Here is a 22,994-nt window from a genome sequence, read left to right as displayed (position 1 = left end):
GGGAGGGACTCGGCGAGGAGGGCATGGCGCGGGCCTTCGCGGCTTCACCCGACCGGGGGCTACCCGCCGGTAGTAATTGCTGACAAGCTGTCTACGGCGTACACCTGCCAGTCCAGACGAGGAGCTCCCATGTCCGCCACCGTCTCCTTCACGGTCCCCTCCCCCGGCGGCCCGCTTCCGGTCACCGTGTCCTACACGCGCGCGGGCGCGGGCGAGCCGCTGCTCCTGCTGCACGGCATCGGCCACCACCGGCAGGCCTGGGACCCGGTGGTGGACATCCTGGCCGCCGAACGCGACGTGATCGCGGTGGACCTCCCGGGCTTCGGCGCGTCCCCCGCCCTGCCGGACGGCCTCGCCTACGACCTCCCCACGACGACCGCCGTGTTCGGGGCCTTCTGCGAGGCCCTGGGGCTGGACCGCCCCCATGTGGCGGGCAACTCCCTGGGCGGCCTGCTCGCCCTGGAGCTCGGACGCGAGAAGCTCGTGCGGACCGTGACCGCGCTGTCTCCGGCCGGGTTCTGGTCGGAGGCGGAGCGGCGCTACGCCTTCGGCGTCCTGGTCGCCATGCGGGGGATCTCCCGCCGTCTGCCGCTGCCCCTCGTCGAGCGGCTGGCGAGCACGGCGGCCGGCCGCACCGCCCTCACCAGCACCATCTACGCCCGCCCCGGCCGCCGTTCACCCGAGGCCGTGGTCGCCGAGACGCTGGCCCTGGCCCGGGCCACCGGGTTCGACCAGACCCTCAAGGCGGGCATCACGGTCCGGTTCACCGACGACCTGCCAGGTGTGCCGGTCACCGTCGGCTGGGGCACCCGCGACTGGCTGCTCGTGCGCCGCCAGGGCGTCCGCGTCAAGCAGGTCATCCCGGCCGCGCGGCTGGTGCGGCTGCCCGGCTGCGGCCACTGCCCGATGAACGACGACCCGGCGCTCGTCGCGCGCGTGCTCCTCGACGGCAGCCGCTGAGGCGGCGGCACGGTCCGGCCCCCGCCCCCAGGGCGACGCCGGCCCCGACGAGATCGCTGCCGGGAGAGGCGGGGCGCGGCCCGTGCTCGGCCACGCGCGCCTGTCGCCCGCGCGCGTGCGGGACGGCGTACGGCTGATGAGGCGGGCCCCCGGGGGAGTGACGTCCGACGGTCCCCGCGGATCGGCCGCCCGGGAGCGATGTCCGCCGGATCCCTTCGGCGCGGCGGTTGTTCATCTGTGGTTTCCGTGCGCGCTGCGGCGTCCCAGTAGTTGTGACTGTGCACACCGGCCGGCTACCGCCCCTGGAGGCCCCGTCATGTCCCACCGTCCCTTTCCCGGGCGCCGCAGCGTCCTGCGCGGCACGCTCGCCGCGTCCGCGGCCCTGACCCTGCCCTCCGCCGTCGGCGCGGCCCCCGCCTTCGCGTTGTCCGGGCGCCCCGAGGCGGGTTGGGGCGTCCAGACCGGGGATGTGACCTGCGACTCCGGACTGGTCTGGGTGCGCTCCGACCGTCCGGCGCGGATGATCGTCGAGACCGCGGCCACCGAGTCCTTCCGGGGCGCCCGCCGTTGGCACGGTCCGCTGCTCGGCGCCGGCACGGACTTCACCGGCACGACCCGCCTGCACGGTCTGCCGGCCGGCGAGCAGATCCACTACCGGGTGCTGCTCGCCGACCCGGACGACCCGCGCCGCACCGGCGAGCCGGTGGCCGGCGCCTTCCGCACCACCCCCCTCGGGCGCCGGCGCGGGGTGCGCTTCCTGTGGTCCGGGGACCTCGCCGGCCAGGGCTGGGGCATCAACCCCGAGCTGGGCGGTTACCGCATCTACGACGCGATGGCGAAGCTCGACCCCGACTTCTTCCTGTGCAGCGGCGACAACATCTACGCCGACGGCCCGATCGCGGCGACCCAGGCGCTGCCCGACGGCAGCCTGTGGCGCAACGTCGTCACCGAGGAGAAGGCGAAGGTCGCCGAGACGCTGGCGGAGTTCCGCGGCAACTTCCGCTACAACCTGCTCGACGACAACCTGCGCCGGTTCAACGCCCAGGTGCCGTCCGTCATCCAGTGGGACGACCACGAGGTCCGCAACAACTGGTACCCGGGCGAGGTGATCGCCGCCTCCGACGCCCGTTACACGGAGAAGAGCGTCGACGTGCTCGCGGGACGGGCCCGGCGGGCGTTCAGCGAGTACTTCCCGATCTCCACCCTGCGTCCGGGCGCCAGGGAGGGCCGCGTGCACCGGGTCGTGCGCCACGGCCCGCTGCTGGACGTGTTCGTGCTGGACATGCGCACGTACCGCAACGCCAACTCGCCCGACGACCAGCGGACGGACCCGCAGGGCATCCTGGGCGCCGAGCAGTTGGAGTGGCTGAAGCGGGAGCTGTCGCGCTCGCGCGCGGTGTGGAAGGTGATCGCCGCCGACATGCCGCTCGGGCTGGTCGTGCCGGACACCACCGAGGGCAGGCCGAACATCGAGGCCGTCGCGCAGGGCGACCCGGGCGCCCCGCTGGGCCGTGAGCTGCAGATCGCCGAGCTGCTGCGGTTCGTCAAGCACCGGCGGATCACCGGCACCGTGTGGCTGACGGCCGACGTCCACCACACCTCGGCGCAGCACTACCAGCCGTCACGCGCCGCGTTCACCGACTTCGAGCCGTTCTGGGAGTTCGTCTCCGGTCCGCTCAACGCGGGCGCCTTCCCGGCGAGCGCGCTCGACGGCACCTTCGGTCCGGAGCGGGTGTTCGTGAAGGCCCCGACCGCGTCGAACGTGTCGCCCGCGGGCGGCTACCAGTTCTTCGGCGAGGTCGACATCGACGGCGACAGCGGTGAGTTGACGGTGCGTCTGCGCGAGCAGGACGGAACGGTGCTGTTCACCAAGGTGCTCCAGCCGGGACGGGTCGGGCAGTAGCCGGGCGTCCCGAACCCACGATCGTAGAAGGATTAACAAAACGGGCATTCGTAGCCTTTACCCATCAGTCACAGACCGTTCGTGATCACGCAACACAGTTCCCCCACAGTGGCTGCATGACTCGAGACATCACGGACGTGACACGCGCGAAGAACGGACGTCCCGTGCACCACTGGCGGCGGGACGTGGTGGAACTCGCCGCGCTCTTCACGGCCGTCGCGGCGGCCGACGGCGTGGCCAACCTGGTGGGACACGGACCGGACGGCCCGGTGCTGCTGGCCGTCTCCGCCGCCGTGCTCGTCGCCACCGCCGGGTTCCACACGTGGTGGGCACGGCGCCACGGGCACGCGCCGCCCACCGCGGATACCGACGCCCGGCCGCACTCCGAGGAGCCGCGGGCCGGGTCGTCGGGGCTGCCCCAGGAGGCCGCCGAAGGCAGCGCCCTGTGGCGGATGCGGACGACGGTGAAGGACGCCCCGGGATCGCTCGCCGCGCTCTGCGCCGCGCTCGCCGCTCACCGCGTCGACATCCTGAGCCTGCAGACGCACCCGCTGGGCGAGGACACGGTGGACGAGTTCCTGCTGCGCGCCCCGGGCGCCCTCACGGTTGCCGAGATCACCCGGGCCGTCTCGCTCGCGGGCGGCGGCGGCACCTGGATCGAGCGCGCCGACGCCCACGATCTGGTGGACGCGCCCACCCGGGTGCTCGGCCTGGCCACCCGTACCGCGCTGGACGCGGCGGAACTTCCGCTGACGCTGCGGCAGTTGCTCGGCCGCTGCACGATCCGCTCGCTGCCCGCCGCGTCGGGCGCCACGAGCCGGGGCCCGGAGGGTGTGCCCGTCGAGGGCGTGCTGGACGACACGGTGATGCGGCTGCGGGCCCCGGAAGGCGGGGTGATCACCGTGGAGCGGCCCTATCTGCCCTTCACCCCGACCGAGTTCGCCCGCGCGCGGGCCCTGGTGGAGCTGGACGCCCGGCTCGGACCGCGGATCCCGCGCGGGCAGGACATGCTGACGCTGCCCGAGGGCGGCGACATCACCGTGCGCCGCGCCGACACCGGTGATCTGGAAGCGGCGAAGGCGATGCACGACCGGTGCTCGTCGCGCACGCTCGGGATGCGCTACCACGGGCCGGTCGGCGACGCGGACCGCTACCTCGACCACCTGCTCAGCCCGCGCCTCGGCCGCACCCTCGCCGTGCAGACGCCGTCCGGCCGCATCGTCGGCCTCGGTCATCTGCTGTGGGACGGCGACGAGACCGAGGTCGCGCTGCTGGTCGAGGACCAGTGGCAGCGGCGCGGGATCGGGTCCGAGCTGCTCGGCCGGCTGGTGGCGATGGCCGTCGAGGCACGGTGCGAGAGCGTGTACGCCGTGACGCAGGCCTCCAACACCGGCATGGTCGCCGCCATGCGCGGTCTCGGCCTCCCGCTCGACTACCAGATCGAGGAGGGCACCCTGGTCATCACCGCACGGCTGGACACTGCCGCGGCGCAGCCGGCGTCACTGCGCCACGACGGGCGCGTCGCGCGCGACTGAGACGACGGCCGAGGACGGCCCGGCGGCCCGCGTGGCCCGGGCGGCTCCGGCGGTGGCGCACCGCCCGGCCCTTGGCCGCCGGATCCGCAGACCCAGACCCGGGCCGCCGGGCCGTCCCCCGGGGGAGCGGCGGTCAGCCGGCGGCGACCCCGCGTCCGGGCAGGGCCGTCGTTCCCGCCGCACGGGCGGCACCGGCCGCACCGGCCCCTGCGAGGGAACCGGCGGCACCGGCGGCGTCCGCCGGCTCCGCGAGGCCCGCCACCGCGGCGGAAGCCGCCACCTGGTCCGCGCCGGCCGCACCGAGCGCCGCTCGCAGGTCGTCCCACAGGTCCTCGACGTCCTCGAGCCCCACCGACAACCTCAGCAGCCGGTCGCTCACGCCCGCGCCCCGGCGTTCGTGCGCGTCCACGATGCGGTGGCTGATGGAGGCCGGGTGCTGGATGAGCGTGTCGACGCTGCCGAGGCTGACGGCCGGGGTGATCAGGCGGACGCCCGCGATCACCTCGTGCGGGTCGCCGTGCACCTCGAAGGCGATCATCGCGCCGCCGATGCGCGGATAGTGGACGCGTGCGACGCGCGGGTCGCCGGTCAGCCGCCGGGCGAGTTCGGCGGCCGTCACGGAAGCGGCCCGTACCCGCACCGGCAGCGTCGACAGGCCGCGCAGCAGCAGATATCCGGCCAGCGGATGGAGCACGCCGCCGGTGGCGAACCGTATCTGCCGCAGCAGCCCGGCGAACTCCTCGTCGCAGGCGACCACGCCTCCCAGCACGTCCCCGTGGCCGCCGAGGTACTTGGTGGCGCTGTGCAGGACGAGCCGCGCGCCCTGCTCGAGGGGGCGTTGCAGCACGGGCGTGGCGAAGGTGTTGTCGGCGAGCAGCGGGACGGAGCCGCAGGCGTGCGCGACAGCCCGCAGGTCGACCTCGGCGAGCGTCGGGTTGGCCGGCGTCTCCACCATGACCAGCCCCGTGTCCGGGCGCAGCGCGTCCGCGATCCCGGCGGGGTCGGTCCAGGTGACCTCCGATCCGAGCAGTCCCGCGGTCAGCAGATGGTCGCTGCAGCCGTAGAGGGGGCGCACGGCGACCACGTGCCGCAGCCCTGCCGAGGCGCGCGCCAGCAGCACCGCGCTGAGCGCCGCCATGCCGCTGGCGAACGCGACCGCGCTCTCGGCGCCTTCGAGCCGGGCCAGCGCCGTCTCGAACCGGGCGACCGTCGGATTGCCCAGCCGGCCGTAGACGGGCGGGCCGTCCGGCTCCGCGCCGGTCGCGGCGAACGCGTCGATGCGTGCCGCCTCGGCGCGGCTGTCGTACGAGGGGTAGGTGGTGGACAGGTCGATGGGCGGGGCGTGCAGGCCCTGGCGGGCCAGGTCGTCCCGGCCGGCGTGCACGGCCTCGGTGGCCAGTGCGCGGGGCGCTCCAGACGTGCGTACGCCGTCGTACGCGTGCGTGCTCGCAACGGATGAGTCCATGGTCCGCAGGGTGAACATCCCACGGGCTGTCCGGTGCAGATGCCGTGCTACGTTCGGCCGATGACCGAATCCGTCGTACTGGACCCGGTCGATCTCCAGTTGCTGCGGCTGCTGCAGAACGACGCCCGGACCACCTACCGCGACCTCGCCGCGCAGGTCGGCGTCGCACCCTCGACGTGTCTGGACCGGGTGACGCGGCTGCGCCGCTGCGGCGTGATCCTCGGGCATCAGCTGCGGCTCGATCCGGCCAAGCTGGGGCGCGGTCTGCAGGCGCTGCTGTCCGTGCAGGTCAGACCGCATCGCCGGGAACTGGTGGGACCGTTCGTGGAGCGCATCAGGGCGCTGCCGGAGGCGTTGACGGTCTTCCATCTCACCGGACCCGACGACTATCTCGTCCATGTCGCCGTCGCGGACATGGCCGATCTGCAGCGGCTCGTCCTCGACGATTTCACGGCGCACCGGGAGGTGGCCCGCGTCGAGACCCGGCTGATATTCCAGCAGTGGGAGTGCGGGCCGCTGCTGCCGCCCACGACCGCGGGGCCGAACCCCTGAGGTGCGCCGCCGGCTGCTTCCGGACAAACGCCGTGACGTGCGCCGCCGGCCCGTACGAGGATGGGGCGCATGTCACAGACCAACAACCCGCTGCCCCGCCAGGTCGCCGACGCCTATGTCGACGACCTCGTCGCCCTCGACCCGGTGACCGGCACCTACCTCGGCGTGCAGGACAGTTCGAGCCGTCTGCCCGACTACTCGCCCAGGGGGCAGGAGGCGCTCGCGCGGCTCGCGCGGGACACCCTGGCGAAGCTCGACGAGGCGGAGCGCAGGCCCGGTGCGGACAGTGACATCGAGCGCCGGTGCGCCCGTCTGCTGCGGGAGCGCCTGACCGCGGAACTCGGTGTGCACGAGGCCGACGAAGGGCTGCGCGCCGTCGGCAACATGTCCACGCCGGCGCATCACGTACGCGAGGTGTTCACGGTGACGCCCAGCCGGACCGACGAGGACTGGGCGGCGATCGCCGAACGGCTGCGCGCGGTGCCGGCGGCCCTCGCGGGCTACCGGGAGTCCCTGACGCTCGGCCTGGAGCGCAAGCTGTACGCGGCGCCGCGGCCGACCGCCACGTTCGTCGATCAGCTCACGCAGTGGTCGGACCCGGACGGCGAGGGCCGTGGCTGGTTCGAGGGCTTCGTGGCCGCGGGCCCCGAGGCGCGCCGCGCCGAGCTGGACGAGGCGGCCCGCGGGGCCACCGCGGCGGTCGTGGAGCTGCGGGACTGGCTGCGCGACGTGTACACCCCGGCCGCGGAAGGCGCGCCGAACACCGTGGGCCGGGAGCGGTACGCCCGCTGGGCGCGCTACTACAACGGCACCGACCTCGACCTCGACGAGGCGTACGCGTACGGCTGGGCGGAGTACCACCGGCTGCTCGGCGAGATGAAGAAGGAGGCCGAGAAGATCCTTCCGGGGGCCCGGACTCCCTGGGCAGCGCTGGCGCATCTCGACGAGCACGGCAGGCACATCGAGGGCGTCGACGAGGTCAGGGACTGGCTGCAGGGCCTGATGGACCGGGCGATCGAGTCGCTGGACGGCACCCACTTCGAACTCGCCGAGCGGGTACGGAAGGTGGAGTCGCGGATCGCCCCGGCGGGCAGTGCCGCCGCCCCGTACTACACGGGCCCCTCGGAGGACTTCTCCCGGCCGGGCCGCACCTGGCTGCCGACGATGGGCGAGACCCGTTTCCCCGTGTACGACCTCGTCTCCACCTGGTACCACGAGGGCGTCCCCGGCCACCACCTCCAGCTGGCGCAGTGGGCGCACGTCGCCGGGGACCTCTCCCGCTACCAGGCCTCCGTCGGCATCGTCAGCGCCAACGCCGAGGGCTGGGCCCTGTACGCGGAGCGCCTGATGGACGAGCTCGGCTTCCTCACGGACGCCGAGCAGCGGCTGGGCTACCTGGACGCGCAGATGATGCGCGCGGTGCGGGTCATCGTCGACATCGGCATGCACCTGGAGCTGGAGATCCCGGCGGATTCGCCGTTCCACCCGGGTGAGCGCTGGACCCCGGAGCTGGCCCAGGAGTTCTTCGGCGGGCACAGCAGCCGTCCGGCGGACTTCGTGGAGAGCGAGCTGACCCGCTATCTGTCCATCCCCGGCCAGGCGATCGGCTACAAGCTCGGTGAACGGGCCTGGCTGCTGGGCCGGGAGCGGGCCCGTGAGCGTCATGGAGACGCCTTCGACCTCAAGTCCTGGCACATGGCGGCCCTTTCGCAGGGTTCCCTGGGCCTCGACGACCTGGTGGACGAGCTGGCCCGGCTCTGATCAGCGGCGGCCCGGCCCCCAGGGCGGCGAAGGCCCGCCGCGCTGGGGGCCGTCCCGTCCGCGAGGCGGACGCCGGGCTGGACGTCGGTCCCGCACGCGGCGCGCCCCGAGGGCGAGTTCGGGACCTCGCACCGCCGCTTCCCACGCCGACGCCGACGGTGGAGGTGTCGTTGTAGGTGGCGTTGGAGGTGGCGATGGTGACGGCGTCGGTACGGGAAGGACAGGGCCGCTCGGCCGACGGCGGCCCGGCGTCAGCAGCCGCGGCCGGCCCTGTCACTCCTCGCCGCTCTCCCGCCGCCCGCTCGGCCGGTAGCCCCGCAGCCGTACCGTCGACCCCGACCGGCCCTTGACGACCTCCAGTTGGGCGTGGATGCGACGGCGCAGGTCGCCCACATGGCTGACGATGCCGACGCTGCGGTCGCGCTCGCGCAGGGAGTCCAGGACGTCCAGGACCTCGTCGAGCGTCTGGTCGTCGAGACTGCCGAAGCCCTCGTCGATGAAGAGGGTGTCGAGCCTGACTCCGCCGGCCTCGTCGGTGACGACGTCCGCGAGCCCGAGGGCCAGGGCGAGCGAGGCGAAGAACGTCTCGCCGCCCGACAGTGTGGCCGTGTCCCGCTCCCGGCCGGTCCAGGCGTCGACGACGTGCAGCCCGAGCCCGCTGCGGCCGCGGCCGGCCCGGTCGTCGGAGTGGACCAGGGTGTAGCGCCCGGACGACATGCGCTGCAGCCGTGCGGTCGCCGCGGCGGCCACCTGTTCGAGCCGGGCGGCCAGGACGTACGCCTCCAGGCGCATCTTGCGCTCGTTGTCCGCGGAGGTGCCCGCGGTGAGGCCGGCCAGACGGGCCACCCTGTCGTACTCCTCGCGCAGCGGGGCGAGCCGGCGCACGCCGCCGCTCGCGCGCGCGGACAGCTGGTCGAGTTCGGTGCAGCGGCGGGACGCCGCGTCCTGGGCGGAGGCGGCCGCGCGCAGCCGTTCGGCCGCCTCCGCCGCCGCCCGTTCGGCGGCCGCGAGGTCGGCGGGAGGCTGCCGCGCCGCGGCCACGGTGTCGGGTTCGGCGAGGGCGGCCCGTACGGCGGCCTCCTCCGACTGCCAGGCGTCCAGGCGTCGTTGCAGCTCGCGGTGGGCGGTGTCGTCGAGAAGGGCGTCGGCCGCGGCCTGCGGCGTGTCGAAGCCGGCCCGGAACGCGGCTTCGTCCAGGCGTCCGTCGGCGGCCTTGAGGCGCTCGGCGCTCTCCTCGGCGGCGCGGGCGGTCTCGGCCGCGTCGGTGAGCAGCGCCGTCTGCCGCTCCAGCTGGGCGGCCCGCGCGGAGACGCTGTCCGCCGTCCCCCGGGCCTGTGCCAAGTCCTCCTCCAGCGTGCGCCGTTCGCGTTCCAGGCGCTCGCGGTGACCCACCCGGGAGGCGGCCCTGACGGCGGCCTCACGCTGGGCTTGCGTACGGCGCTCGTGCTCCTGCTCGGCCTGGCGCAGCTCCTCGCGCGCGGGGTGCAGCGCAGAGGCCTCCCGGCGGGCCTGCGCGTAGGTCTGCTCCGCCTCCAGCGCCTCGGCGGCGAGCCGGTCCGCCGGGGCGTCGCCCGCCTCGGCCGTGGCGGCGGCGAGCGCCTCCCTCAGCAGGCCGAGTGCTCGCTCGTCCCCGGCCTGGCGTTCCTCGGCGTGCTGGTAGGCGGCCAGCGCCTGCTCCTCGGCCTCGCGGTCGACGTGCCCGGCGCTCCTGCGGGCGGGCGCGGGGTGCTCGGTGGCGCCGCAGACCGTGCAGGGTTCGCCCTCGGCGAGGGTGGCGGCCAATTCGGCGGCGATGCCGTTCAGGCGCTGTTCCTTGACGTCGAGCCAGTGTTCGCGGGCCGACTGCGTGCGTTCGCGCGAGGCGAGTGCGGTGCGCCGGGCGGCCTCCAGGTCGTCGGTCAGCCCGTCGCGCCGCCGGGCGGCCTCCAGGCGCAGCCGTGCGGGCTCGCGCCGGCCGTCGAGCTGTTCGGCGCGGGTGGCGGCCTCCTGCGCGCGTTCGATGCGGGCCCGCAGATCCGCGCGGACGGCGTCCCAGCCCGTGAGCCAGGCCTCGGCCTCCGTCAGGACGTCCTCGTCGTCGCGTTCGCGCCGGTCCAGGTCGGCCCGCTCGGCGGCGAGGTCGGCGAGCCTCCGCTCGCCCCGGCGAGCGGACTCCAGACCGCCCAGCTCCTCAGTGGCCCGGCGTGCGGCCGCGGCGAGCCCGGCGGCCCCGGAGTCGGCGAACCGCTCCGGGAGCAGGGCACGCGCCCGGGCCGCGCGTGCGGCCGCCCCCTCGTGCTCGGCCTCGGCGGCCTCGCGCAGTTCCAGCGCCGGCGCCACCGCCTCCGCCTTGCGCGCCCGCTCCATGCGCGCCTGCGCCTCCTGGTGGGCGCCTGCCCGCTCCTGCAGCGCCTCGGCCCGCTCGCGCGCCTCGGCGAACCGCCTCTGCAGCCGATCGCGTTCACGGACGTCGGCCAGCGCGCGCTCGGCCGCGGCCTGCGCGGACTCGGCGGCGAGGCGGCCGCAGTGCGCGGTCGTCAGCAGCTCGCGTGCGGTGCTGCGGGCGACCGCGGCCGCGCCGAGCACCGCCTCGGCCAGGCCCGGCTCCCCCGGGGCGAGTTCGGGCAGCTCCATGGCGTCCCCGGCCACCTGCTGCATCCGGTGGGCGTCCGCCAGCAGCGCGGAGTCGCCCTCGCGCACGCGTGCCTCGGTGGTACGCCGGCGCTCGGCGAGGCGCTTCTCGACCTCGGCGAACCGCCGGGTGTCGAAGAGGCGGCCCAGCAGCCGGCCCCGCGCCTCGGCGTCGGCGCGCAGGAACCGGGCGAAGTCGCCCTGGGGCAGCAGCACCACCTGGCAGAACTGCTCCCGGCTCATGCCGAGCAGCTGGGTGATCTCCTCGCCGATCTCCTGGTGCGAGCGGCTGAGGTCCTTCCAGGCGCCGGCGACCGGGTCGTACTCGCGCAGCAGGCTCTGGGCCTTCTCCACCGTGGTGCCGGAGCCCCGCTTCTTGGGCCGCTCCCAGGGGGGCTGCCGGGCGACCTCCAGCCGGCGTCCCGCGACGGTGAGTTCGAGGACGACCTCGGTCCGCGTGCCGGGCGCGGCGTGATCGCTGCGCAGGGTCGCGCCCTGACCGCTCTGGCGGGCGCCCGGCACGGAGCCGTACAGGGCGTAGCACACGGCGTCCAGGACCGAGGTCTTGCCCGCGCCGGTGGGTCCGTGCAGCAGGAAGAGGCCGGCGGCGGAGAGCTCGTCGAAGTCGACGCTCTGGGCTCCGCCGAAGGGGCCGAAGGCCGTCAGGCCGAGCCGGTGCAGCCTCACCGCGCCACCTCCCGCTCCACGTCGTCCGCGCGGACCGCGTCGAAGGCGTCCCGCAGTACGCCCTGCTCGCGGGCGTCGGGCGCCGCTCCGCGCACGTGGGCCACGAAGTCCTCGGCGATCTCCTGGTCGCTGCGGTCGGCGAGACGGCGGGCGTAGGACGCGTCGGGGTCGTCGGGCGCGCGCTCGGGGGCGAAGACGAGGCTGAGGGTGTGCGGGAACCGCTCGGCGAGCCGGGCCACGGGATCGGCGGGGCGGACGGCGTCGGTGAGCGTGGCCTCGACCCACGCCTCCTCGTGGCGGGCGAGCGCGGGGTCGGCGAGCAGCTCCTCCAGCGTCCCCCGGATGCGGGCCAGCGCGCGGGGCACCGGGCAGTCGACGCGCTCGGCGGCGATCTCCCCGTCGGCCGCGAGATCGACCAGCCACATGGTCTTGCGGTGCTCGCTCTCGGAGAACGAGTAGGGCAGCGGGGAGCCCGAGTAGCGCACCCGCGCGGTGATGGTCTGGCTGCCGTGGAGATGACCGAGCGCCGTGTAGTCGACGCCGGCGAAGACCCCTGCCGGGACGGAGGCGACCCCGCCGACGGTGATGTCCCGTTCGCTGTCGCTGGGCTCGCCGCCGGTGACGAAGGCATGGGCGAGGACGACGGAACGCGTTCCCCGCGCGCGTGCGGCGAGGTCGGCGCGGACCCGGTCCATCGCGGCGGCGAGCACGGCCTCATGGGCGGCCTTCTCCACGCCGAACTCGTCCTTCACCAGGGCGGGTTCGAGATAGGGCAGGCCGTAGAAGGCGACCTCCCCGAAGGCGTCCCGCAGGATCACCGGGGTGCCGGCCGCCGCCGGGTCCGTCCGCAGGTGGATGCCCGCGCGTCCGATGAGGCCGGCGCCCACGCCGAGCCGGCGGGCCGAGTCGTGGTTGCCGGAGATCATCACCGTGGGCACTCCGAGGCCGGCCAGCCGGTGCAGGGCGTCGTCGAAGAGCTCGACCGCGGCGAGCGGCGGAACCGCGCGGTCGTACACGTCCCCCGACACGACCACCGCGTCGACCTCGCGCTCACGCACGGTCGCGACGAGGTGACCGATGAACTCGGCCTGGGCGCCGAGCATGTTCACCCGGTGGAACGCCCGGCCGAGATGCCAGTCGGAAGTGTGCAGCAGCCTCATGATCCCCGAGACTAACGGCCGGGTCCGACAGCACGGGCGGTTACTCCCGTATCGCACCGTCATCGCACCGTCATGACAGCCGCCACAAAGCGACTTCGCGGACATTTCGCACACCCAGTCGTTCGCGCGACGCGTCGCACCTCACACGTCCCGCCGCGCACCACCGCCACGCACGGACCAGGCAAGTCATGTCACGCCATGTCACGCCATGTCATGTCACGGCCAACGCACTGCAGGCGCGGGCCTCTCACGCGTCCCCGTACGCCTCGTCGCCCAGGGTGAGGCCCGCCGTCCCCGCGGTGGCGTCCGCCAGCCAGGCGCGGAAGGCGGCCACCTCGGCCTCCGGCAGGCCGATCTCGATGGCGACCGCCTCGCCGTAGCGGACGTCGCGCACCTGGCGCCCGGTCGCGAGCAGGTCGTTGTGCACCTTGCCCGCGCGCTGGTGGTCGACGGTCACCGTGGCCAGCCGGAAACGGCGGCGGGTGAGGACGCCGAGGGAGTCGATCGCCTCGCCGACCGCGCCGCCGTACGCCCGGATCAGGCCCCCCGCGCCGAGCTTGACGCCGCCGTAGTAGCGCGTGACGACGGCGACGACGTACCGCATGTCGCGGCGCAGCAGCATCTGCAGCATGGGGACGCCCGCGGTGCCGCCGGGCTCGCCGTCGTCGCTCGCCTTCTGCACGGCGGCGTCGGCGCCGATGACGTACGCCCAGCAGTTGTGGGTGGCGTCGGCGTGCTCCTTGCGGACGGAGGCCAGGAACTCCCTGGCCTCCTGTTCGGTGGCCGCCGGGGCGAGGGAGCACAGGAAGCGGGACCGGTTGACCTCGGTCTCGTGCACGCCCGCGCGGGCGACGGTGCGGTACTCGTCCTGCATCCGGTCAGCCTATGCGCTGCCCGGACGGCCGGCTCACCCCCGCCCTCGGCCTGCTCGTCGGCTAACGGCCCCTCGGCACGGTCATCGAGGCGAGCCGGGCCGCGCCGGGCGTCAGGGCCCGCCAGTCGGGCCCGTGCCAGGTCAGAACGGCGATGGCCGACGTCGGGAACTTCAGCCGCACCTGGTCGAGGGCGTCCGCGAGACCCTCGCCCGACAGGCCGAGGACGAGCTCCTCCAGACCGGGGTTGTGCCCGACCAGCAGCAGGGTGCCGACCGCGTCGGGCGTCTCGCCGACGACGTCCAGGATCTCGGGGACGTCCGCCCCGTAGAGCCGCGGGTCGAAGCGCGCCGGGGGCGGCACGTCCCACTGGGCGCAGGCCAGCTCCCAGGTCCGGCGGGCGCGGACGGCGGTCGAACACAGGACGAGATCCGGGCGGCAGCCGGCCTCGGCGAGTGCGCGGCCCGCCGCCGGCGCATCCCTGCGGCCGCGCGGGGCGAGCGGCCGCTCATGGTCGGGGACCCCCTCCGGCCAGGCCGACTTGGCATGCCGCAGCACGACCAGCCGACGCGGCGCACCGGCGCCTGACGCTTCGGCGCCGGGCACACCGGCGCCGGGCGCGGTCACGACGGGGCTCCGAGGTCGCGGGTGAGTTCGAGGCCCAGGAGACGATCGGCGTAGGCGTACGTCTCGAAGCGGGCGCCCGCCGGCAGTTCGGGGCCGGCGTCGCGCACCCACCGGAGCACGCGCAGCACCTCCGGCACGTCGAGGTCGTCCTCCCAGGCGGTGCGCAGCCGGCCGCGGAGCTCCTCCGGAACCGGTCGCGAGGACTGCCGCGCCCAGTCGGCGACGGACCGCCGCCAGCGCGCAAGGGTGTCGTGGGCCTCGGCCAGTACCGTCGCGTCGAGCCGGAGGGCCTCCGTACGGGGCACGGAGAGAAGGGCGAGACGCAGGACGGACGGGTCGGCGTCCGGCACGGCTCCCCGCGCCGACGCCCCGGGCAGGAGGCCCTCGGCCGACGCGACGGCGATCAGCGCCCCGCCGTCGGGGCGCCGGCCGTCCTCGCCCACCACGTGCAGGACCTGCGCCTCGCCCACACCGGCCCCGAGGTCCCGGCCGTCCTCGAAGGGGTGCATGCCGAGGGCGGTGGCGCCGGCCCGCAGCTCAGCCTGGTCGCGGTCACCGGTGAGCAGGAGCCAGGCGGGCGTGCCGCCCAGTTCCAGCGCGCGCACGAGCAGATCGGCGACGAGCAGCACCCTGAGCGACGCGGCCCCGTATCCCGAGGCATGCGCCTCGACACGGGTCAGCCCCCGCCGGACGGGGGCGGCGAGCACGGGTACGCCGGTTCGGGCGTCGATGATGCGCAGCACGTGCCGAGCCTAGGCGGACGGAGGCCGCTTCGCAGGCAGGGACCGGAAAGGCGGGACCCGGAATCAGGATCCGTCGCACACTGTTGGCACCCGCGTCGGATCCTGTTCGACACGCGAACCCAATTCGATCATTTCTGATATTTTCTCACCGTTTTCGACTGTCAAGGAGGCCGCCGGTGTACGGCGACGAGGCGACGATCCGGAAGATCCTCACCGGACTCGGTGACACCTGGGCCGTGGTGGGCCTGTCGACGAACCGTGGACGTGCGGCCCACGGGGTCGCCGAGGTGCTGCGGCGCTTCGGCAAGCGGGTCGTACCCGTCCATCCGAAGGCGGAGACCGTGCACGGCGAGCAGGGGTACGCCTCCCTCGCGGACATCCCCTTCGAGGTGGACGTGGTCGACGTCTTCGTCAACAGCGCGCTCGCGGGAGCCGTCGCCGACGAGGCGGTGGCCAAGGGCGCACGGGCCGTGTGGTTCCAGCTCGGCGTCGTCGACGAGGCCGCCTACGACCGCACCAGGGCCGCAGGCCTGGAGATGGTCATGGACCGCTGCCCGGCCATCGAGATCCCCCGCCTGGCCTGACGACCCTGCCACCCGCCACCGCGCCCGAGCTCCGGTCCGGCCGGGAGCACGGGGAGCCGCCAGGAGAACGGGGAGGCGGGGAGGCGGGGAGGCGGGAACAGCCCACCGGCCGCGCTGTTGCAGCCGCACCGGCCGCCCATAATGTGCGGGTGAGCACCGACTCCCCTCCCTCCGGTTCCTCCGGTTCCTCTGGTTCCGGTTCCTCCCGCCACGTTCCGGTCGTCGTCGTGGGCGCGGGCCCGGCAGGTCTCACCGTCGGCAACATCCTGCGGGCCGGGTCCGTCGACTGTGCCGTACTGGAGGCGGAGAGCCGTGAGTTCATCGAGCGGCGGCCGCGGGCCGGCGTCATCGAGGAGTGGGCGGTGCGCGAACTTCAGCGCCGTGGCTTGGCGGACAACCTGTCGGAGCGCGCCCAGCGGCACTCGTCGTGCGAGTTCCGCTTCGGCGGCGAACGCTACCGCTTCCCCTACACCGAGCTGACGGGTCGTCACCATTGGGTGTATCCGCAGCCGTTGCTGGTGGCGGACCTCGTCCACGAGTACGTCGACGTGCGCGGCGGGGACGCCCGCTTCTCGGTGCGCGACGTCGCACTGCACGACCTGGACACGGCTCGCCCGTCCGTGACGTACACCTGCCCCGAAACCGGTGAACGCCGTTCGCTGACCTGCGACTTCGTCGTCGGCGCGGACGGCCCGCGCGGGGCGGCCCGGGCCGCGCTGCCGACCGGGCACGCGCGGATCGCCCGGCACGACTACGGCATAGGCTGGCTGGCGCTGCTCGCCGAGGCGCCGCCGTCCTCCGACTGCGTGCTGTTCGGCATCCATCCCGACGGGTTCGCCGGGCACATGGCGCGCAGCCCCGGAGTGACCCGCTACTACCTCCAGTGCCCGCCCGGCGACGACCCGGACAACTGGTCCGACGACCGCGTCTGGTCCGAGCTGCACCAGCGCCTGGAGGGGGCGGGCTCTCCGCCGCTCACCGAGGGACCGCTGATCGAGAAACGGGTGCTCGACCTGCACGACCACGTGGTCGAGCCGATGACGTACGGGCGGCTCTTCCTGGCCGGCGACTCGGCCCACCTCGTGGCCCCCATCGCCGCGAAGGGCATGAACCTCGCCCTGCACGACGCGTTCCTGCTGGGCGACGCCCTGGTCGCCTACCTGGACGGCGGCGACGGGAGCGGTCTGGACGACTACTCGGAGGCCTGTCTGCGCCGGGTGTGGGACTACCAGGAGTTCTCACAGTGGCTGTCCGAGGTGTATCACGGGACCTCGGCCGGCGACCCGTTCCGCGCGGGCACGACGTTCGCCCGGCTGCGCCGCCTGTTCACCTCCCCCGTCGCCGCCGCCGCCTTCGCGGAGCAGTACCTGGGCACCGCGGAACGCTACTGACGCGCACGCGACCGGTTCGGGCGCCGGCCACGGGATCGTCGTGGCGTCTCAGTGCGCGGGTGCGGGAGGGGGGACCGACACCGTCAGGACCATCCGTGTCGGGATCTCGCCGAGGTTGGCGTACCGGTGCGCGGCGTTGGCCTCGAAGGTGACGCTCGCGCCGGCCGGGACGCGGTGCTCTGTGCCGTCGACGGTGAGGGTGAGCTCGCCGTCGGTGACATGGGCGATCTCGACCGTGCCGAGCGGGTGGGGGTCCGATCCGCTGCTCTCGCCGGGCATCAGCAGCCACTCCCACATCTCCAGCGGACCCGGCGCCTCCGTGCCCGCGAGGAGCCTGCTGTAGCTGCCCGCGTCGGTGTGCCACAGCCGCACCGCCTGGTCGGCGGGGACGATGCGGACCTTCGGGCCGCGCTCGTAGTCGAGCAGGGTGGTGATGCTGACGCCGAGCGCGTCACCGATCTTGACGACCGTGCCGAGGCTGGGATTGGTCCGGGCCTGCTCGATCTGGATCAGCATGCCCCGACTGACCCCGGCGCGCGCCGCGAGCGCGTCGAGAGTGAAGCCGCGTTCGGTGCGCCACCGTTTGACGTTGCGCGCCAGGGACTGGGTCAGCAGGTCGAGGTCCGACACGTTCCGTCCTGTTCCGCCCTTTTTCATCGGCCTTTTTCCGTCGGCCCTTTTACGTCCGGTCCCGGCGGCCCCGGAGTCCGGCATTCTGGATGACCGGTTCGCATTACCGGACTACGGCGTGCTGTACCCGATCATGCACCGAACTGTACTGCGAGGTATCGGTGGTGACGGCTCTCGCCGTGCGCGGCCTGCTTCGCGAGGGGCCTCGCCGTCCGGGCGACGGGCTTGCGGGCGGCGGGCGTGCGACCGTCTCCCTCCGATCAGCTGCCGGGCTCCAGCCGGGTCAGCTTGGCCACCGTCTCCTCGTCCAGCTCCGAGAGCGCGACCAGTTGGTCGGAGGTGACGCCGTCCGGTATCGGCACCGGCGCGGGGCTGCGCAACGGCGGCTGCCAGCCCTCGTCAGGCGTCCAGCGTCGGACGACCCTGGCGGGCGCGCCCGCCACGACGGCGTGGTCGGGCACGGTCCCGCGCACGACCGCGCCGGCCGCGACGACGACGTTCCGTCCGACCCGCGCCCCCGGCAGGATCACGGCCCCGGTGCCGATCCAGCATCCCGGACCGATCTCCACGGGTTCCATGCGGGGCCACTGCTTGCCGATCGGCTCGTGCGGATCGTCGTAGGAGTGGTTGGTGGACGTGACGTACACGTACGGGCCGAAGTAGCAGTCACTGCCGATGGTGACCGTCGTGTCGGCGATGACATGACTGCCCCGGCCGAGGACCACGCCGTCGCCGAGGCGCAGGATCGGGTCCGGGCCGAGGTCGAGGTCGGGCATCAGGCCGGCGGTCAGGGTCACCTGCTCGCCGACGATGCAGTGCGCGCCGAGGTGGATCCAGGGCTCCCCGAAGACCGTGCCGAGCGGAAAGGCGAGCCGGGTGCCGACGCCGATCGAGCCGAAGCGGAAGCCCCCGGGGCGCTCCGCGGTGACGGAGCCCGTGCGCTGCACCCAGGACCAGCCCGCGTGGACGGCGCGCTGCACCTGTCGGCGCCGCCATGATGAGAACGTGTTCTTGCGCTTCGGCACCCGCTCACCGTACTCAGCGCGCAAGCCGGCCGCGGCCCCCGGCCCTGTGATCTTCGCCCCACCCGGTGGCGTACGGTGCGGGAGCGCGGCGGAGACGACGGGCACGGCAGACACGACGGACACCACGGGCACGAGGAGACGGTGATGACGCACAAGGCGCTGATCGTGGGCATCGGCGGCAGGGAACCCCAGGTCCACGCGGAGGCCTTCGTGGCGCCGACCGCGTCGGTGATCGGGGACGTCACCCTGGAGGCGGGCGCCAGTGTCTGGTACGGGGCCGTCGTCCGCGGGGACGTGGAGCGGATCACCGTCCGGGCGGACGCCAACATCCAGGACAACGTGACGCTGCACGCCGACCCCGGGTTCCCCGTGACCATCGGCGAACGGGTCTCGGTCGGTCACAACGCCGTGGTCCACGGGGCGACCGTCGGGAACGACTGCCTCGTCGGCATGGGGGCGACCGTGCTCAACGGGGCCGTGATCGGGGCGGGTTCGCTGATCGCCGCGCAGGCGCTCGTGCCGCAGGGGATGGAGGTGCCGCCGGGTTCGCTGGTGGCGGGGGTGCCGGCCAAGGTGAAGCGGGAGCTGAGCGAGGAGGAGCGGCAGGGCGTGACGCTGAACGGCACGCTGTACGCGGACCTGGCCAAGGCCCACGGGGAGATCCACGAGTAGACGCGGCGTCGTCACCCGCGGCTGCGCCGGGCGCGCGCGGTGACGGCGTCGGGGTCCGCAAGGTGCGGGCTCGACCGCCCGGGAGGCGGATCCGCGTCCTGGCTACTCGGCGGCGGCCGCGGGCTCGGCCTCGGGCTTCGCCTCGGCCCCGGCCTTCTCCTGCTCGGAGCGCTTCGCCTTGCGCTTGACGACGAGCAGCGACCCCAGACCGAACAGCACCGCCAGCACCAGCCCCAGCCACGAGAACCGCTTCAGCCAGGACTCCGCCACGACGCCCACGTAGTAGATGACGGCCGTGGTGCCGCCCGCCCAGGCGATGCCGCCGAGCAGGTTGGCGGTGAGGAACTTCCAGTACGGCATGTGCAGGACGCCCGCGAGGGGCCCGGCGAAGATGCGCAGCAGGGCGACGAAGCGGCCGAAGAAGACGGCCCACATGCCCCACTTCTCGAAGGACCGCTCGGCGGTGGCGATGTGCCCCTCGCTGAAGTGGCGGGGGAACTTCGCGCCCAGCCAGGCCAGCAGCGGGCGTCCGCCCCTGCGGCCGATGGCGTAACCGATGGAGTCGCCGATCACGGCGCCGGCGGTGGCGCACGCACCCAGGACGACGGGGTTCACGCCACCGTGCTGGGAGGACAGCAGCGCGGCCGAGACGAGGACGATCTCACCGGGCAGCGGGATGCCGAGGCTCTCGAGGCCGATGACGAGGGCGACCACGGCGTAGACGGCGGCCGCGGGTACCGTGTCGAGCCATTCCTGCACGTGCACCGCGGGTTCCTCCCGTTTGACGCCCTGGCTCTGTCGCCCTTCCCAGGAAGCCTACCGGGTCGGCCGGACGCGGTCCGGCGCTGGTGCGGCCGCCCGGTCCACCACGGCCACGGCGTGCGGCCCCTGGTGACGGCCGCCCGTCCGCACGCCGTGGACGCCGCGACGCCGGGACGTCGGCTCACCGCGGGCGCCGGGATGCGGCGCGAAGAAGGAGAGGCCGGCTCCCCTCGTGCGGGCCTCGTCCGGCTTCGCGGGCGCTACCGGGTCAGTGCCCAGAGAACGGGTCAGGGACGTCCGGGTGAGGGGGCGTCAGCCGTTGGGGCGCAGGGTCCACGTCACGGTCATCTCGCCGGTGACCGCCCCGTCGGCGCGGCGGATCTCGATCGCGACCGGGAACTCGGGGCGCTCCCCCGCGTCGAGCTGCGCGACGACCTCGGCGGCCGGCCGCCCCAGGGTGGCGGTGGCGGTGACGACGCCCATCGCCAGCTTGCGGTAGGCGATCTCCGCGCCGACGGCGAGGGGCACGGCCCGGGAGAGCTGGTCCCCGAACGCCGCGAGGACGATCGCGCCGCTGGCGGACTCGCCGAGCGTGAACATCGCGCCGGCGTGCGGACCGCCCACATGGTTGTGGAACTCGCCCTGGTCCGGCAGCGCGACCACGGCCCTCTCCGGACCGGCCTCGATGAACTCGAGGTTCAGGGTCCTCGCCATGGGCACCGTGGCGGCGAGCATCTCGCCGATGGACATCTGGTCTGCGCTCATGCCGTGACGTTACCCGCGAGTAGCGTCCACTGGCCAGCCGATGTGACGCTCGCCCCATCAGCGCCGTCCGTCACCGTCGCCCATGGCCGCGGCCGGCGACCGCGGCCCACGCCCCACCCCGCGCAGGAACGACGCAATCCGGAAGTACGGGGGCACTGTGCGCGGGTCGCCCACGTCCGAACCCGTCCGGCCTCCGTTCGGTACGTCCCTGACAAGGGGCGGTTACCGAACCGTGTCCCGGACGGCACTAGTGTTTCCGGCCATGTGGCCAGGACAGCAGCCGCCCGGGGGAGAGCAGAACCCGCAGGCGCAGAACAACCCGTACCAGCAGCCGGGATACCAGCAGCCGAATCCGTATCAGCAGCCCGGATACCCGCAGCCCGAATACCCGCAGCAACCCAACCCCTATGCGACACAGCCGCAATGGGGCGCCCAGGCGCCCCCGGGCGCGCCCACGCCGCCACCCGGCGGCAACGGCGGAGGAGGCGGCGGCGACCGGACCAAGCTCGTCGCGATCGTCGCGGCCTCGGCCGTCGTCGTGGCCGCCGGAGTCACCGGGTTCCTGGTGCTGGGCGGCGGCGACGAAGGGGCCCCCGTGGCCAAGGGCAGCACGAGCCCCTCGGTCTCCGGCTCCGCCGCGGCGTCGGCGTCCGCGTCGACCGGCACGGACGACAACCCGCGCAACGGTGAGGCGGAGAAGCCGACCGTGGCCGGCTGGAAGGTCGTCGTGAACCCGAAGTGGGGCATCGCCTTCGACGTGCCGGCGGACTGGGAGGTCCAGTCCCCGGGGCTCAGCCAGGGCTTCGAGTGGGAGGACAAGAAGAAGTCCGACGGCTACGACCGGATCCTGCAGGGGGGCACCGCCGAGTACAAGTCGAAGTGGTGCTCGGTGGACTCCGACAAGGACGGCAAGATCGAGGACACCGCGCTGGCCATGGTCGGGAGCAAGGGCGCCGAGGGCGCCAAGAACACCGACGAGATCGCGATCAACACGCCCGCCTGGTGGGTCTTCGGCGGCTACACCGAACCGGACAAGAAGAGCATCACCACCGACAAGAAGGCCACCCCCTTCACGACCGCCTCCGGAATCAAGGGCAGTTACGCCTGGGCGCAGTCGACCGGCACGCCCCAGAAGGGCAAGTGCGACAGCGACGGCAAGGCGATCACCTTCGGTTTCAAGAACTCCGAGAGCGACTACGTGTCCTGGAACCTGTACGGGGCCAAGGGTGTGAAGGGCGAGCTCCCGAAGGCCACGATCATGCAGATCCTGAGCACCGTACGACTCCACGGAACACCCACCCACAGCTAGGCGGGGCCGCCCTGCCGGCGGCACATCGGCTGACGGCGCCCCCACGCCCTGCCGTCAGCCGACGCCGAACGCGCCCTCGGGCGGTTCCGGTGACGGTACGGCGTCCTCGTCCCGGACCGGGTGGGCGTCGCCGACGAGACGGCGCAGGCCCGGGCCGTGCACCACCCGGGCCGGGAACGCGTCGGAGGCGGTGCGGCGGGCCAGGGCGGACAGGTCGAGCGGGCGGTGCGCGGCGGCCAGCACCGCGTTGCCGAAGCGGCGGCCGCGCAGCACGGCCGGCTCCGCGATCAGCACCAGCTCCTCGAACACCTCGGCCAGGTTGGCCAGTTGGGACCTCAGGAAGGCGAACGGCGCCGCGTCGGCGAGGTTCGCCAGGTAGACCCCGTCGCCGCGCAGGACGCGCGCCGCCTCCTGGACGTAGGCGAGGGAGGTCACGGCGGCGGGGACCCGGGAGCCGCCGAAGACGTCGGCGACGAGCACGTCGGCGGAGTCGTCCGGGGCCGCTTCCAGCCACTCCCGCGCGTCGGCCGCGTGCAGTTCGACGCCCGCCCGGGGCGGCACGGGCAGGTGCTCGGCGACCAGGTCCAGCAGACCGCGGTCGAACTCGACGACGTCCTGCCGGGAGCCCGGCCGGGTCGCGGTGACGTACCGGGGCAAGGTGAGCGCGCCGCCGCCGAGATGCAGCACGTCCAGGGGCCGCCCCGGTTCGGCGACGATGTCCAGGACGTGCCCGAGGCGTCGCGTGTACTCGAACTCCAGGTGCGTGGGCTCGTCGAGGTCGACGTACGACTGCGGCGCCCCGTCGACCGTCAGCAGCCAGGCCCGGTCCCGGTCGACGTCGGGCATCAGCTTGGCGGTGCCGTGGTCGACGGCTCGGGTGACGGGTACGGGCTCGTCGTTCACCCGCTCATTGTGCCGGGGGCGGACGCGCCCGCCGGACCCGCCCCCGGGGCGCCGGTCCGCGGACCGGCGCCCGCGGTC

General features: G+C 74.0%; 20 protein-coding genes. 9 read left to right on the top strand and 11 right to left on the bottom strand.

Annotated elements, in window-relative coordinates; translation table 11 throughout:
* Positions 1 to 129: 129 nt before the first annotated feature.
* The 3 genes from IE239_RS17830 (at position 130) to IE239_RS17820 (ending at position 4,398) form a co-directional block, all read left to right on the top strand.
* Positions 130 to 960 carry an alpha/beta fold hydrolase gene (locus IE239_RS17830; RefSeq protein ID WP_190150328.1) on the top strand — a complete coding sequence of 277 codons (831 nt, stop codon included), beginning with the start codon at positions 130 to 132 and terminating at the stop codon, positions 958 to 960.
* A gap of 316 nt (positions 961 to 1,276) precedes the next feature.
* A complete protein-coding gene (locus IE239_RS17825; RefSeq protein ID WP_190150327.1) occupies positions 1,277 to 2,863 on the top strand; it encodes an alkaline phosphatase D family protein in 1,587 nt (528 codons plus the stop codon).
* A 116-nt stretch (positions 2,864 to 2,979) separates the two neighbouring features.
* A complete protein-coding gene (locus IE239_RS17820) occupies positions 2,980 to 4,398 on the top strand; it encodes a GNAT family N-acetyltransferase (RefSeq protein WP_229878158.1) in 1,419 nt (472 codons plus the stop codon).
* Positions 4,399 to 4,531: 133 nt separating this feature from the next.
* Here the strand turns inward: IE239_RS17820 and IE239_RS17815 are convergent, their stop codons facing one another.
* Positions 4,532 to 5,863: a trans-sulfuration enzyme family protein gene (locus tag IE239_RS17815; RefSeq protein ID WP_229878157.1), complete on the bottom strand. Its 1,332-nt coding sequence runs from the start codon at positions 5,861 to 5,863 to the stop codon at positions 4,532 to 4,534.
* Between the two features lie 60 nt (positions 5,864 to 5,923).
* Here IE239_RS17815 and IE239_RS17810 point away from each other — a divergent pair, with 60 nt between their 5' ends.
* Both IE239_RS17810 and IE239_RS17805 read left to right on the top strand, forming a co-directional pair.
* Positions 5,924 to 6,415: an Lrp/AsnC family transcriptional regulator gene (locus tag IE239_RS17810; protein ID WP_190150326.1), complete on the top strand. Its 492-nt coding sequence runs from the start codon at positions 5,924 to 5,926 to the stop codon at positions 6,413 to 6,415.
* 69 nt (positions 6,416 to 6,484) lie between these two features.
* On the top strand, positions 6,485 to 8,176 hold the full coding sequence (locus tag IE239_RS17805; RefSeq protein ID WP_190150325.1) for a DUF885 domain-containing protein: 1,692 nt from the start codon (positions 6,485 to 6,487) through the stop codon (positions 8,174 to 8,176).
* Positions 8,177 to 8,449: 273 nt separating this feature from the next.
* On the opposite strand, the gene IE239_RS17800 is transcribed toward IE239_RS17805, so the two are convergent.
* From IE239_RS17800 to IE239_RS17780, 5 genes are all read right to left on the bottom strand, one after another.
* Positions 8,450 to 11,473, bottom strand: coding sequence for an AAA family ATPase (locus IE239_RS17800; RefSeq protein WP_190150324.1), 3,024 nt, complete (start codon positions 11,471 to 11,473; stop codon positions 8,450 to 8,452).
* Positions 11,470 to 12,633: an exonuclease SbcCD subunit D gene (locus IE239_RS17795; RefSeq protein ID WP_190150323.1), complete on the bottom strand. Its 1,164-nt coding sequence runs from the start codon at positions 12,631 to 12,633 to the stop codon at positions 11,470 to 11,472. The genes IE239_RS17800 and IE239_RS17795 overlap by 4 nt, the downstream gene beginning before the upstream one ends.
* A 247-nt stretch (positions 12,634 to 12,880) precedes the next feature.
* On the bottom strand, positions 12,881 to 13,507 hold the full coding sequence (locus IE239_RS17790) for a YigZ family protein (protein ID WP_190150322.1): 627 nt from the start codon (positions 13,505 to 13,507) through the stop codon (positions 12,881 to 12,883).
* Positions 13,508 to 13,568: 61 nt separating this feature from the next.
* The gene (locus tag IE239_RS17785; RefSeq protein WP_229878156.1) at positions 13,569 to 14,132 is read right to left on the bottom strand and encodes a SixA phosphatase family protein; all 564 of its coding nucleotides are present in this window, start codon (positions 14,130 to 14,132) and stop codon (positions 13,569 to 13,571) included.
* Positions 14,129 to 14,875, bottom strand: coding sequence for a hypothetical protein (locus tag IE239_RS17780; protein ID WP_190150321.1), 747 nt, complete (start codon positions 14,873 to 14,875; stop codon positions 14,129 to 14,131). Before IE239_RS17780 ends, IE239_RS17785 begins: the two co-directional genes overlap by 4 nt.
* A gap of 176 nt (positions 14,876 to 15,051) precedes the next feature.
* Here IE239_RS17780 and IE239_RS17775 point away from each other — a divergent pair, with 176 nt between their 5' ends.
* The gene (locus IE239_RS17775) at positions 15,052 to 15,459 is read left to right on the top strand and encodes a CoA-binding protein (protein ID WP_190150320.1); all 408 of its coding nucleotides are present in this window, start codon (positions 15,052 to 15,054) and stop codon (positions 15,457 to 15,459) included.
* 227 nt (positions 15,460 to 15,686) lie between these two features.
* Entirely contained in the window at positions 15,687 to 16,850 is a 1,164-nt protein-coding gene (locus IE239_RS17770) for a 4-hydroxybenzoate 3-monooxygenase (protein ID WP_229878175.1), read from the top strand.
* A gap of 48 nt (positions 16,851 to 16,898) precedes the next feature.
* Here the strand turns inward: IE239_RS17770 and IE239_RS17765 are convergent, their stop codons facing one another.
* Entirely contained in the window at positions 16,899 to 17,480 is a 582-nt protein-coding gene (locus IE239_RS17765; protein ID WP_190150318.1) for a helix-turn-helix domain-containing protein, read from the bottom strand.
* 260 nt (positions 17,481 to 17,740) lie between these two features.
* A complete protein-coding gene (locus tag IE239_RS17760) occupies positions 17,741 to 18,505 on the bottom strand; it encodes an acyltransferase (protein ID WP_190150317.1) in 765 nt (254 codons plus the stop codon).
* 144 nt (positions 18,506 to 18,649) lie between these two features.
* Between IE239_RS17760 and IE239_RS17755 the strand changes: the two genes are divergently transcribed.
* Positions 18,650 to 19,177 carry a gamma carbonic anhydrase family protein gene (locus IE239_RS17755; protein ID WP_190150316.1) on the top strand — a complete coding sequence of 176 codons (528 nt, stop codon included), beginning with the start codon at positions 18,650 to 18,652 and terminating at the stop codon, positions 19,175 to 19,177.
* A gap of 102 nt (positions 19,178 to 19,279) precedes the next feature.
* Here the strand turns inward: IE239_RS17755 and IE239_RS17750 are convergent, their stop codons facing one another.
* Both IE239_RS17750 and IE239_RS17745 read right to left on the bottom strand, forming a co-directional pair.
* Positions 19,280 to 19,942: a DedA family protein gene (locus IE239_RS17750; protein ID WP_190150315.1), complete on the bottom strand. Its 663-nt coding sequence runs from the start codon at positions 19,940 to 19,942 to the stop codon at positions 19,280 to 19,282.
* Positions 19,943 to 20,251: 309 nt separating this feature from the next.
* Complete coding sequence (locus tag IE239_RS17745; protein WP_190150467.1) at positions 20,252 to 20,689, bottom strand: DUF4442 domain-containing protein; 438 nt, start codon at positions 20,687 to 20,689, stop codon at positions 20,252 to 20,254.
* Between the two features lie 277 nt (positions 20,690 to 20,966).
* Between IE239_RS17745 and IE239_RS17740 the strand changes: the two genes are divergently transcribed.
* Entirely contained in the window at positions 20,967 to 22,013 is a 1,047-nt protein-coding gene (locus tag IE239_RS17740; RefSeq protein WP_190150314.1) for a DUF8017 domain-containing protein, read from the top strand.
* Positions 22,014 to 22,067: 54 nt separating this feature from the next.
* Here the strand turns inward: IE239_RS17740 and IE239_RS17735 are convergent, their stop codons facing one another.
* Positions 22,068 to 22,859, bottom strand: a complete 792-nt coding sequence (locus tag IE239_RS17735; RefSeq protein ID WP_190150466.1) for a spermidine synthase — start codon at positions 22,857 to 22,859, stop codon at positions 22,068 to 22,070.
* Positions 22,860 to 22,994 lie beyond the last annotated feature (135 nt).

The organism is Streptomyces humidus (genome assembly GCF_014649655.1).
Lineage (GTDB): Bacteria > Actinomycetota > Actinomycetes > Streptomycetales > Streptomycetaceae > Streptomyces > Streptomyces humidus.
Note: the sequence above shows the minus strand (reverse complement) of the source record. Positions and strands in the feature narration are given on the sequence as shown.